This window comes from Microbacterium sp. ProA8, assembly GCF_039905635.1.
Lineage (GTDB): Bacteria > Actinomycetota > Actinomycetes > Actinomycetales > Microbacteriaceae > Microbacterium > Microbacterium chionoecetis.
On record NZ_CP157000.1, the window covers coordinates 2,816,069 to 2,828,208 of the forward strand.

Below are 12,140 nucleotides of genomic sequence, written 5' to 3' on the forward strand. Positions count from 1 at the left end.
CCGGGTGACGGATGCCCCGCTGCCCGCTGCCGGCCAGCACGGCGTCGACCCGCACGGTGTTGACCAGCACGGTGTTGACCAGCACGGTGTTGACCAGCACAGTGCCGACCCGCCCGCCGCGCCGCTCCTCCCCCCGGCACGACCGAGTCTCTACGACCGCTTCGCTCGCCGCCTGAGCGAGGACGCGCGCGCCCGGCGGCTGTACGCCTGGCTGGGGCCGGCGATCGTCCTGGTGATCGCCGCCGTGCTGCGCCTCTGGAACCTCGCCGCCGCGCACGACCTGATGAACCAGTTCGACGAGACGTACTACGTCAAGGACGCCTGGACGCTGCTGAACCTCGGGTACGAGGCATCCTGGCCCGGCGACGGCAACGAGAGGTTCCTGTCGGGCGAGCCCGACGTGTTCACCACGAATCCGGCGTTCGTGGTGCATCCGCCGCTCGGCAAGTGGCTCATCGCCCTGGGCATGATGGTGCTCGGTCCCGAGTCCGGGTGGGGCTGGCGCATCACGACCGCGCTGCTCGGCATCGCCGCGGTGCTGGTGCTGATGCTCATCGCGAAGCGCTTGACGAAGTCGACCACCTTCGCCGTCGTCGCGGGGCTCCTCATGGCCGTCGACGGCCTCGCGATCTCGATGAGCCGCGTCGCGTTGCTCGACACCTCGCTGACCTTCTTCGTGCTGCTCGCCTTCCTGTTCGTGCTGCGCGATCGCGAGCGGACGATGGCGCGCATCGCCGAGGCGGTCGCCGCACGCCACGACGGCGACGACCCGTCGACGGTGAGACAGACGTCGTGGGGACCTCTGCTGTGGAACCGGCCCTGGCTCATCGCGGCCGGTGCGGCACTGGGGGCCGCGACCGCGGTCAAGTGGTCGGGCGCGTGGGTGCTGGCGGGTCTCGGCATCTACCTCGTGGTGACGGATGCGCTGGCCCGCCGGCGGGCGGGGGTGGCGTACTGGCCGACGGATGCCGTGCGCCAGGGTCTCGTCACCTTCCTGCTGTTCGTCCCCGTCGCGGTGCTGGTGTACCTGGCGTCGTGGACCGGCTGGCTCGTCACCGACGGCGGGTACGACCGTCATGCCGGGAGCAATCCGCTCGAGAGCCTCTGGCTCTACCACGTGGCGATGTACACATCGACCGCGGGGATCACCTCCGCGCACGCGTATGCGAGCCCCGCCTGGCAGTGGCCGCTGCTGATCCGGCCGACCGGCGTGTACTACCACCACGATGCGGTCGGCGTGAACGGATGCACCGTTCCGAACGGGTGCAGCGAAGTCATCGCGACGATGCCGAACCCGCTGATCTGGTACGCCGGAGTGGTCGCGGTGCTCTACCTGGCGTACCGCTTCGTGGTATCCCGCGACTGGCGCTACGCCCTCGTGCTCACCGGCATCGCCGTCACGTACGTCCCCTGGCTGTTCCTGCCCTCGCGCACGGTGTTCCAGTTCTACACCGTGCTCATCCTGCCCTTCATGCTGCTGGCGCTGACGTTCGCGCTCAAGGACATCGCCGGGCCCCCGACAGCGGACACCTACCGCCGTCTGACGGGTCAGCGTCTGGTCCTGGTGTTCCTGGGGGTCGCGCTGGCGCTCTCGGCCTTCTGGTACCCGGTCATCTCGGCGGTCAACGTGCCGTACGACTTCTGGCACATGCACATGTGGCTCGACAGCTGGGTCTGAAGCGGTGTCGGTCTAGGCCCGCAGGTCGGCCGGGTCGGTGACCGGCAGCCGGCACGCGAAATCGCGGCAGTCGTAGGCGGTCGCCCACCCGTCGCGCAGCGCCTTGTCGGCGAACAGCCCGAACCCGGCGCCCTCCCACGCGGCGACCTGCTCGGGCGAGACGATGCTGACGACGTCGGCACGGATGCCGCGGGCCGCGGCCGCGATCGCGATCGCGGCGTCCGTCGTCACGACCACGACCTGCCGCGGCGCGCCGGCCAGGCTCGTGGCGACCCGCAGCAGCGCGCCGTACGCGAGCGGCTGCGCGACGGCGGCGGACGCGTGCGTCGAGACGAGCCGCTCGGCGAGAGCGCGGTACTGCTCGCCGGCGCCGAGCGTCCACAGCGCCGCTGCTGCTTCGGCGAGCGCCGCCGGCCCCGAGGGCTCGTCGGCGTCGGAGGCGGCATCCGGCGCGCCGATCCCCTGCCGTGTCAGCACCGGGTCTCCTCCGCCGGGCACCGTGACGTGACCGTCTGGTGCCACGCACGAGTCGACGAGCTCCCGCGCCCGGACCGCATAGGCGACCTCGCCCGTCGCCACCGCGAGGGCGAGGAGCCCGCCCGCGAGCTGGCCGTGGTCGGCGAGGGTCGCGTGCGCCCGTGACGGGATCTCGTCGAGCGAGGCGCGCAGCAGCCGGCCGTCGGGCGCGACGTTCGTCTCGAGAACGGCATCGGCCGCCCAGCGCGCGGCCTCGATCCACGACGCCTCGGCGAGGCGCGCGCCCGCACGGGCGAGCGCGCCGATCGCGAGCCCGTTCCAGCCGCTCACCACCTTGCCGTCCACGGCGGGCGGCTCGAGCGGGGCGCGCCCGGCGGCGTCGCGGAAGTAGTAGCCGCCCTCGCTCCGGGCGCCGTCGATCCACGACTCCGAGTCCTGCGCGGCGCCGAAGCCGCCGCCCGGCTGCTGGAGGACGTCGATGAGGAACCCGGCGATGCCGCGCGCGACATCCTGCTGGTCGAGTGCCGCGTCCACCGGCGCTGCGTCCATGGCCACGTCGAGCAGCTGGGCGTTGTCGGTGAGCATGCGCTCGTAGTGAGGCACGGTCCAGTCGGGACGGGTCGCGTAGCGGAAGAAGCCTCCCTCGACGGGGTCCCGCAGCGGCGATGAGGCCATGGCCGCGAGGGCCCGGTCGGCGACGGCGGAGGCCTCCGCCGCCTGTTCACGGACAAGGCGGGTCTGCAGGAACCGCAGCGCTGTGGCCACCGGGAACTTGGGGGCGTTCGACCCGGGGTCGCCGAATCCGCCGTGGCGCCGGTCCTCGCGGGCGGCGAGAGCGTGCGCTGCTGCGACGAGGTCGTCGGCGACGGGCGCTGCGACAGGCTCAGCGGCCGGGTCTTCGGGCGCGGGGGCCGCGTCGCGCACCTCGGCCAGGGCGCCGGCGACGGCGTCGGCGGTCTCATCGATCTGGTCGCGCCGTTCGGTCCACGCCTCCTGCACCGCAGCGAGCACCTGCCGGAAGGCGGGCATGCCGGCGCGCGGCTGCGGCGGGAAGTAGGTGCCCGCGTAGAACGGCCGGCCCTCGGGTGTCGTGAACACCGTGAGCGGCCACCCGAGGCTCGGGGTGAACGCGGCGGCCGCCGCCATGTACGCCGCATCGACCTCCGGGTGCTCCTCGCGGTCGACCTTGATCGACACGAAGCCGCCGTCGAGCTCCGCTGCGGTCGCGGCGTCCTCGAACGACTCGCGCGCCATCACGTGGCACCAGTGGCAGGTCGAGTAGCCGATCGACACCATCACCGGCACGTCGCGGCGCCGCGCCTCGGCGAACGCCTCCTCGCCCCACGGGAACCACGCGACCGGATTGCCCGCGTGGGCTCTCAGATACGGGCTCGTCGCTTCCGCGAGACGTGGGTTCACGGCATCCGCTCCTTCCGCTGTCGGGCGGTCAGTTCACCTCGTCGGGGTGCGCGCTGACGCGACCGCTGCCGTCCCCCGCGTCCATCGCGTCGATGGCGGCCATCTCGTCGTCGGTGAGCTCGAAGCCGAAGACGTCGAGGTTCTCCTCGAGGCGCTCGCGGCGCACCGACTTCGGGAAGACGATGAAGCCCTTCTGCAGGTGCCAGCGCAGCACAGCCTGCGCGGGAGTCCTGTCGTGCGCCGCCGCCGCGGTCGCCACGGGGGCTGCGTCGAAGAGGTCGTACTTGCCCTGTCCGAGCGGACCCCACGACTCGATCCTCACGTCGTGGGCCGCTGCCCAGTCGGTGATGTCGCGCTGCTGGTAGGCGGGGTGCAGCTCGATCTGGTTCACGGCGGGCGCGACGCCGGTGGCCGAGACGATCTTCTCGAGGTGAGGCACCAGGTGGTTCGAGACGCCGATGCTGCGCGTGAGGCCGGCATCCCGCAGCTCGATGAGCTTCTCCCACGCGTGCAGGTAGTTGTCGCGCGCGGGCGCCGGCCAGTGCACCAGGTAGAGATCGACGCGCTCGAGCCCGAGCCTGTCGAGGCTCTCGGCGATGGCGGCGTTCGGCTCGTCGCCGTCGTGACGGTCGTTCCAGAGCTTCGTGGTGATGAACAGCTCGTCGCGCGGGATGCCGCTCGCGGCGATCGCCGCACCCACGCCCTCCTCGTTGCCGTAGATCGCCGCCGTGTCGATGTGACGGTAGCCGACCTCGAGCGCCTCGGTGACGGCCCGCTCCGTGTCGGCCGGCGGCACCTTGAAGACGCCGTAGCCGAGCTGCGGGATGGTGCTGCCGTCGTTCAAGGTCACGCTGGGGACTGTCATGTTTCCAGCGTAGGCGCGTCGGGCGCGGACCGTCAGCGGTAGCGCTTGCCCTCGTCGCGCTGGTAGAGCAGCAGCGAGATGACGAGCATCGCGACCGTCCACACCACGATCCCGACCCACACCCACCACTCGAGCGGCCCGCCGGAGACGGCCCAGATCACGAACTCGCGTGCCTGCCGCGACGGCGTGAACTTCGAGATCGCGTTGAGCCAGTCGGCGAAGAGGATCGGAGGCAGGAACAGGCCGCCGATGAACGCCAGGGCGAACATCACGATCTGGACGACGGCGATCGCCGCCTTGAAGGGGAAGGCGTAGCCGACCGCCGTGCCGATCAGCATGAACGGCACGGCCGAGACCGCGAGCGCCACGAGTCCCGCGACGATCCGCAGCGGCGGTGCTTCGGCCGCAGTGAAGAGTCCGCCGACGACCACCACGGGCACGATGGCCACGATCCCCAGTGCGCCGGTGGAGAGGATCTGGGCCAGCACACGGGCGAGCCCCGGCGCGGGCAGCGTCCGCAGGTACGGATCCCACGGCTTCTCGCGGTTCTCCGAGATCGTGAGCCCGAACGAGAACAGCGCGTTCGCCATGACCGCGAACACGCACACCGAGATGACGGCCTGCGTCGCGTAGAGCGGGTGGTCGGCGACCGCGCGCTGGGGCACGACGAAGAACAGCAGCGAGACGGCCGGGAAGACGATGGTCCCGATCACGGCGATCGGCACACGGAACGTCTCGATGAGAACGTACTTCGCGTGCAGCGTCGTGAGGCGCAGGGTCGACGGCGGCGTTCGCCCGTCGGTTCGACGGGTCGCCGGTGCGGCGGTGGGCATGCTGGTCATACGACGTCCTTCCGGAGGGAGGCCGCCGCGAGGCCCGAGCCCGGCGCGGACGCCTCGGTGAGCGCGAGGAAGGCCTCCTCGAGCGTGGCTCCCCGCACGGCGAGAGCGCGGAAGTCGGCGCCCGACCCCACCAGCTCCCGCACGAACGCATCGGCGTCGGTCACGGTGAGCATCTCGCGCCCCTCCGCGCTCTCGTGCTGCACGACGCTGGGGAGCGCGGCGATCGCGCCGCTGTCGGACGAGGAGAGCTCGACGCGACTGACGCCGACGCGCGAGGTCACGTGCGCGACGGTGTCGTCGGCGAGCACGCGCCCGTCTCCGAGCACCACGACGCGCTGGGCGAGCGCCTCGATCTCTTCGAGGTAGTGGCTGGTGACGACGACCGTCGCACCCGCCTCGTGCTGGCGACGGATGGCGGCCCACAGCGTGCGGCGCGCATCCACGTCGAGGCCGGTGGTCGGTTCGTCGAGGAGGACGAGCCGCGGGCGCCCGACGAACGCGAGGGCGACCGCGACACGTCTCTTCTGGCCGCCGGAGAGCGACCCGCACTGCCGCCGCAGCAGCTCGTCGAGACCGAACTCCACGGCCAGCTCCCCCGTCGGCGCCCGATCGGCGAAGTGTCCGCCGACGTAGTCGAGCACCTCGCCGACGCGCAGCGTGTCGGGCAGTGCGGTCTCCTGCGGGGTCGATCCGAGCAGGCGTCGCGCGTGCGCGTCGGAGGGGTCTGCGCCGAACAGCGTCACCCGCCCGGAGGTCGGGCGGCGCAGACCCTGCAGCAGCGAGAGAAGCGTGGTCTTGCCCGCCCCGTTGGGCCCGAGGAGCCCGACGATGACGCCGGGGTCGATCTCGAGGCTGACGTCGTCGACGGCGACGAGGTCTCCGTAGCGACGTGTGACGTGTGCGAACTCGGCGATGGTCATGCGGATTCTCCCAGCACGGATCGGAGGGTCTCGACGTAGTCCTCGAAGGCGCGTCGCCCCTGTTTGGTGAGAGCCAGATACGTCACCGGCGTGCGCCCGCGGTGGGTCTTGTCGACCGCGACGTACCCCGCCTCCTCGAGCTTGCGCAGGTGCGTCGACAGATTCCCGGCGGTCATGTCGAGCAGTTCCTGCAGGCGCGGGAAGGTGATGCTCTCGCCCGCATCGAGCGTCGCCAGCGCCGCGGTGATGCGCAGTCGCGCGGCGGCGTGGATGACAGGATCGAGCTCACTCATCGACGTCCTCGGCGGGCTCGGGACGGCGGCGGCTCTCGCGCAGCCACAGCCAGGCGACCAGCGCACCCAGCAGGAAGACGCCGCCGCCGGCCAGCGCGAAGACCAGGTAGTGGGTGGGATAGCCGAAGAAGGGGGCGACCGCCGCGACGAGGAGGATCCATCCGCCCATGGCGATCGACTGCCAGTTGCGCCAGATCCCGCCCGCCAGCACGTACATGATGCCGACGAAGATCGTCGCCGACGTCGGGTAGTAGATGCTGCCCAGCTCCGGCGGCATCCCGTTCACCACCAGTGCGCGACCGAGCGCCATGATCGCGAGGAATCCGATCGGCCACGTGAGCCCGAACACGATGCCCGTCCACGCGGCGCCGGGAGCCTGACGGATGCCGCGGCCCATCCGCGCCCCCACGACGGCGCTCACGACCAGGGCGCCCGCCATGAGGATGACGAAGGCCACGGCGGCGACCGCGATGGGGATCGCGAAGGTGGGCCGCGCCCCGTCGATCATCCACAGCAGCAGGAATCCGACGAACCACGCCACTCCCCAGCCGAGCAGGATGACCGGGACCCCTGCGGCGAGGCGCCGGCTCATCCGTGCCTGCTCGGAGCGGACGAGCTCCAGCATCGCAGCGACCTCGCGCGGATCGTCGCGCATGTCGTCGCCCGCACCGGCGGGCGGGTCGGGAAGGGTCATGATGCTCCGTTCGCGAGAAGGAAGGGCACGGCGAGGGCGGGGAGCGAAGTGAGCAGGTCCACCAGGAAGTGGGCGACGATGATGGGCAGCAGCCGTCGCTGTCGCCACGCGATGAGACCGGAGCCCACTCCCCACACGAAGAAGGCGCACGCGTAGACCAGCACCGCGTCGGGCGTCGGCGCGTACCAGACGTGCTGCAGCCCGTAGAAGGCCGATGCCACGAGGATCGCGGCGACCACCGGCATCCGTCTCGTCAGATCCTGCTGCGCCGTGCCGCGGTACAGCAGCTCTTCAGCGGGCGCGTTCAGCGGCGCGAAGGTCAGGACGGCGACGACGGCCAGCACCGCGGCGACCGCCGGAGAGAGAGGGAAGCTCGCCTCGGGATCGAAGAACACCGTCTCGAACGCGACGTACATGGCGTCGCCGTGCAGCAGCGCCATCACCAGCATGACGGTCAGCGTGAACGGCACGTAGAGCACCACCAGCCACAGCAGGCCCCACAGGATGTCGCGGCCGAGCCGGCCGCGGCGGTAGCCGACGAGGTCGCCCACGCGGCGGCCCTGCGACCGCAGCCGCCGGACGACGAGCGCGAGGCACACGAGGTTGACCGGCAGCATCGCGATCGCGGCGAACATCGGCGGCAAGGGGTACGGCATCCACTCCGCGGTGACGCCCACCACGAGCCACGCCAGGGTGCAGGCCGCCGCGACCAGCGCCACGCGCAAGGCCGGCAGCCCGATGCCCCAGGCGAGCGCACCGTCGCCGTTCCGCGGGCGCGGGCGCGGCGGCGCCGATCCGCGGTTCGTGTCGATGGCCATGAGAACTTTGTACTGCAAAGTCCTCTGCAGCACAACCCTCTTTGCGCGGCCAGCGCCGTCGGATGTGACGTGACAGGCAGTGGCTGATCGGCCCGCCGAACGGGATACGATCGAAGGCTATGTCTGCGCCCGCACCCGTCATCTCGTTCCCACCGGAGCTTCCTGTCAGCGCCGCGCGGGACGAGATCGCGCGCGCGATCCGCGACAACCAGGTCGTCATCGTCGCCGGCGCCACCGGATCGGGCAAGACGACCCAGCTCCCCAAGATCGCGCTGCAGCTCGGCCGTACGCGGATCGCCCACACCCAGCCCCGCCGCATCGCGGCCCGGACCATCGCCGAGCGCATCGCCGAGGAGATGCAGGTGCCGCTCGGCTCGACCGTCGGCTACAAGGTGCGCTTCACCGACAAGGTGTCGGAGGAGACGCGCATCGCCCTGGTGACCGATGGGATCCTCCTCAACGAGATCCACCGCGACCGGCTGCTGCGCCGCTACGACATGGTCATCGTCGACGAGGCCCACGAGCGGTCCCTCAACGTCGACTTCCTCCTCGGGTATCTGCGGCGGATCCTCCCGAAGCGCCCCGACCTCAAGGTGGTCATCACCAGCGCGACGATCGACCCGCAGAGCTTCGCCGAGCACTTCGCGAAGCCCGACGGCACCCCGGCGCCGATCATCGAGGTGTCGGGACGCACCTACCCGGTGGAGATCCGCTACCGCCCGCCCGCGCTGCCCACCAGAGAGGCGGACGAGTCCGACGACGTCGACGGCATCACGACGGCGCTCCGCGAACTCGACCGTGAGCCTGCAGGCGACGTGCTGGTCTTCCTGCCGGGTGAGGCCGAGATCCGCGACGCCGCGGACGCGGTGCGGGGCATGTACGCGAAGGATGCCGCCCCCACCGAAGTACTGCCGCTGTACGGGCGGCTGTCGGCGGCCGAGCAGCACCGCGTGTTCGAGCGGTCGCAGGTGGCCGGCATCCGTCGACGTGTGATCCTCGCGACGAACGTGGCGGAGACCAGCCTGACGGTGCCCGGGATCCGATACGTCGTCGACACCGGCACGGCGCGCATCTCGCGGTACAGCAACCGCAGCAAGGTGCAGCGTCTGCCGATCGAGGCCGTGTCGCAGGCGTCCGCGCAGCAGCGCTCCGGCCGCGCGGGACGCACCAGCGACGGCATCGCGATCCGGCTGTACTCCGAGGAGGACTTCGACAGCCGGCCCGAGTTCACCGAGCCGGAGATCCTGCGGACGAGCCTGGCCTCGGTCATCCTGCAGATGCTGTCGCTCGGGTTCGGCGACATCTCGTCGTTCCCGTTCCTCACCCCGCCGGACTCCCGCGGCGTGAAGGCGGCGTTCGACCTGCTGGTCGAGCTCGGCGCCGTGCGCCCTTCCGGAGGCACGGGGACCGGGGCACGTGCCGGATCCTCGGGCGACGGCCGCACTCACCCGACGCTCACCGACCTCGGCCGCGAGATCGCGCGCCTGCCGATCGATCCCCGATTCGCGCGCATGCTCATCGAGGCTCGCCGCACCGGGGTCCTCCGCGACGTGCTGGCGATCGTCGCGGGGCTGTCCATCCAGGATGTGCGCGAGCGCCCCGAAGACCGGCGCGAGGAGGCCGACCGCCTGCACGCGCGGTTCACCGACCCCACCAGCGACTTCGTCAGCCTCCTGAACCTCTGGAACCATCTGCAGGACAAGCAGGCCGAGCTCGGCTCGAGCGCGTTCCGACGGCTGTGCCGCGCCGAGCACCTCAACTACGTGCGCGTCCGCGAATGGGCCGACGTGCACCGGCAGCTGAGCACCCTGGTGAAGGCTCCGCGCCCTTCGACCGGCTCAGGGACCGTTCGCGGAGGCGCAGGGACCGTTCACGGAGGCGCCGCCGACGCCGACGAGATCCACAAGGCGATCCTCTCGGGACTGCTGTCGCAGCTCGGGATCCTGGACGAGCGCACGACCGGCAGCGCCGCACGCGGACGATCCTCCGATCGCTCCGACCGCGCCGACCAGCGCCGCAGCGCCGAGTACGTGGGCTCGCGCGGCACGCGCTTCGCGATCTTCCCGGGCTCGGGGCTCAAGAAGAAGCGCCCGAGCGCGGTGATGGCGGCCGAGGTCGTCGAGACCAGCCGGCTGTTCGCCCGCACGGTCGCCGCGATCGACCCGGAGTGGGCCGAGCCGCTGGCGGGCGACCTCGCCAAACGCTCGCTGAGCGAGCCGCACTGGTCCAAGGCGGCGGGTGCGGCATCCGCCTACGAGAAGGTCACGCTGTTCGGGCTCGAGATCGTGCCGAAGCGCCGGGTGCAGCTCGCGCGATTCGACCGCCCTTTCGCGCGTGAGCTGTTCCTGCGCCACGCGCTGGTCGAGGGCGACTGGGACTCGACGCACCTCGACAAGCGCCTCACCGCCTTCGAGCGGCGCAACCTGGAACTGCGCCGGCGCCTCGAGAAGGTCGAAGAGCGCGAGCGGCGCCGCGACATCCTGGTGGGCGACGAGGCCGTGTACCGCTTCTACGACGCGCGGATCCCCCGCGACGTCTTCGACGCGCGGTCGTTCGAGGCGTGGTGGCGGGACGCCTCCGCCCGCACGCCGCGCCTGTTGGACATGACCGAGGCCGACCTCGTCGACGAGGCCTCGCGCGGCGACGAGCGCGACTTCCCGGCGCGGTGGACGCAGGGCGACCAGGTGCTGTCGCTGGCGTACCGCTTCGAACCCGGCGCCCCTGACGACGGCGTCACGGCGGTCGTGCCGCTCGCACTCCTCGCCCAGCTGCGCCCTGACGGGTTCGACTGGCAGGTGCCGGGCATGCGCGACGAGCTCATCACGGCCCTGCTGCGCTCGCTTCCCAAGTCGATCCGCCGCCACGTCGTGCCCGCCGCAGACTGGGCCGCCACCTTCTCGGCCGACCTCGCCGGGCAGGGTCCGGAGGCCCGCGACGGCCTGCCGCCGACGGGGCTGCGTGAGGCCCTCGCCGCGCGCATCCAGCGGGTCGCGAGTCAGCCGGTGAGCGCCGCCGACTTCGAGATGGAGCGCGTGCCCGGTCACCTGCAGGTCTCGTTCCGCGCGGTCGACGAACGGGGCCGTGCCGTCGGCTCGGATCGCGACCTCACGGCCCTTCAGGCGCGGCTCGCCGACCGGGCCCGGGCATCGGTCTCACGCTCGCTCAGCGCCCGGGCGCCGGCGTCCGGACCGGCGGCGGGCTCGCCGGCACCGCGAGCGGCGGCCGCGCCCGGGGCTGCGGCGCGTCCCGAGTCGACGTTCGCCGAGCGCTCCGGCCTGACCGCCTGGACGTTCGGCGACCTCCCCGAGGTGGTCGACACGAAGGTCGCCGGCGGCGTCGTGCGCGGCTACCCCGCGCTCGTCGACGAGAACGCCTCGGTGGCCGTCCGCGTCGAGACCACCCCCGAGGCGGCGGCCCGTGCCACGCGGGCCGGTGTACGGCGCCTCGTGCTGCTGTCGGTTCCCTCACCCACGGCGTACGTGCTCGAGCACCTGACCTCCGCCGAGAAGCTCGCGCTCGCGGCATCCCCGTATCCGTCGGCGAAGGCGCTGATCGAGGACTGCCGCGTGGCGGTGGCGGATGCCGTCATCATGCGCACTGCGGCGAACGAGCCGGTGCGCACGCGGGCCGGCTTCGAGGCGGTGCGGGACGCGTTCTCGAGCGCCGTCGTGGACGAGCTCTTCCAGACCGTGTCGCTGGCCGCGCGGATCCTCACGGCGTCGCGCGAGGTCGAGAAGGCGATGCGCGACGGCAATTCGCTGACGCTGCTCGGCGCCCTCAACGACGTCAAGGGCCAGCTCGCGGGTCTGGTGTTCGCGGGCTTCGTGTCGCGCACCGGCACGGCCCGCCTCGCGCACCTGCCGCGCTACCTGCGCGGCGCGCTCGACCGCGTGCGCACGCTCGCCGACAATCCGGGCCGCGACCGGCAGCGGATGACGGAGTTCGAGCGCGCCGCGACCGTCTTCGCCGAGGCGGGCGGCACCATCCCGCCGCTCGATGGCGCTCCGGCGCCACTCGTGCACGCACGGTGGCTTCTCGAGGAGTACCGTGTGAGCCTGTTCGCGCAGTCGCTCGGCACGGCGGAGCCCGTCTCGCTGCAGCGCATCCAGAAGTCCCTGCGGGAATAGCCGCCGA

The 12,140-nt window shown here is 71.8% G+C and carries 9 protein-coding genes; 2 read left to right on the forward strand and 7 right to left on the reverse strand.

The window, feature by feature from the left end; translation table 11 throughout:
• Positions 1-4: 4 nt before the first annotated feature.
• Entirely contained in the window at positions 5-1,678 is a 1,674-nt protein-coding gene (locus tag ABG085_RS12625) for a glycosyltransferase family 39 protein (protein ID WP_347976081.1), read from the forward strand.
• A gap of 12 nt (positions 1,679-1,690) precedes the next feature.
• Here ABG085_RS12625 and ABG085_RS12630 read toward each other — a convergent pair whose 3' ends face one another.
• The 7 genes from ABG085_RS12630 to ABG085_RS12660 are packed head-to-tail and all read right to left on the reverse strand — an operon-like array spanning position 1,691 to position 8,006.
• Positions 1,691-3,574, reverse strand: coding sequence for a DUF255 domain-containing protein (locus tag ABG085_RS12630; RefSeq protein WP_347976082.1), 1,884 nt, complete (start codon positions 3,572-3,574; stop codon positions 1,691-1,693).
• A gap of 28 nt (positions 3,575-3,602) precedes the next feature.
• Positions 3,603-4,439, reverse strand: coding sequence for an aldo/keto reductase (locus tag ABG085_RS12635; protein ID WP_347976083.1), 837 nt, complete (start codon positions 4,437-4,439; stop codon positions 3,603-3,605).
• A gap of 32 nt (positions 4,440-4,471) precedes the next feature.
• Positions 4,472-5,281 carry an ABC transporter permease gene (locus ABG085_RS12640; protein ID WP_347976084.1) on the reverse strand — a complete coding sequence of 270 codons (810 nt, stop codon included), beginning with the start codon at positions 5,279-5,281 and terminating at the stop codon, positions 4,472-4,474.
• Positions 5,278-6,201, reverse strand: a complete 924-nt coding sequence (locus ABG085_RS12645) for an ABC transporter ATP-binding protein (RefSeq protein WP_347976085.1) — start codon at positions 6,199-6,201, stop codon at positions 5,278-5,280. Before ABG085_RS12645 ends, ABG085_RS12640 begins: the two co-directional genes overlap by 4 nt.
• Complete coding sequence (locus ABG085_RS12650) at positions 6,198-6,494, reverse strand: transcriptional regulator (RefSeq protein ID WP_347976086.1); 297 nt, start codon at positions 6,492-6,494, stop codon at positions 6,198-6,200. Before ABG085_RS12650 ends, ABG085_RS12645 begins: the two co-directional genes overlap by 4 nt.
• Positions 6,487-7,188, reverse strand: coding sequence for a hypothetical protein (locus ABG085_RS12655; RefSeq protein ID WP_347976087.1), 702 nt, complete (start codon positions 7,186-7,188; stop codon positions 6,487-6,489). The genes ABG085_RS12650 and ABG085_RS12655 overlap by 8 nt, the downstream gene beginning before the upstream one ends.
• Complete coding sequence (locus ABG085_RS12660; RefSeq protein ID WP_347976088.1) at positions 7,185-8,006, reverse strand: CPBP family intramembrane glutamic endopeptidase; 822 nt, start codon at positions 8,004-8,006, stop codon at positions 7,185-7,187. The genes ABG085_RS12655 and ABG085_RS12660 overlap by 4 nt, the downstream gene beginning before the upstream one ends.
• A 119-nt stretch (positions 8,007-8,125) precedes the next feature.
• Between ABG085_RS12660 and hrpA the strand changes: the two genes are divergently transcribed.
• Entirely contained in the window at positions 8,126-12,133 is a 4,008-nt protein-coding gene (gene hrpA, locus ABG085_RS12665; protein ID WP_347976089.1) for an ATP-dependent RNA helicase HrpA, read from the forward strand.
• Positions 12,134-12,140: the final 7 nt, after the last annotated feature.

Bases quoted from the DNA above. Each gene is read 5' to 3' on its own strand.
- ABG085_RS12635 (WP_347976083.1), bottom strand. From the start codon at position 4,439: ATGACAGTCCCCAGCGTGACCTTGAACGACGGCAGCACCATCCCGCAG.
- ABG085_RS12640 (WP_347976084.1), bottom strand. From the start codon at position 5,281: ATGACCAGCATGCCCACCGCCGCACCGGCGACCCGTCGAACCGACGGG.
- ABG085_RS12645 (WP_347976085.1), bottom strand. From the start codon at position 6,201: ATGACCATCGCCGAGTTCGCACACGTCACACGTCGCTACGGAGACCTC.
- ABG085_RS12650 (WP_347976086.1), bottom strand. From the start codon at position 6,494: ATGAGTGAGCTCGATCCTGTCATCCACGCCGCCGCGCGACTGCGCATC.
- ABG085_RS12655 (WP_347976087.1), bottom strand. From the start codon at position 7,188: ATGACCCTTCCCGACCCGCCCGCCGGTGCGGGCGACGACATGCGCGAC.
- ABG085_RS12660 (WP_347976088.1), bottom strand. From the start codon at position 8,006: ATGGCCATCGACACGAACCGCGGATCGGCGCCGCCGCGCCCGCGCCCG.
- hrpA (WP_347976089.1), top strand. From the start codon at position 8,126: ATGTCTGCGCCCGCACCCGTCATCTCGTTCCCACCGGAGCTTCCTGTC.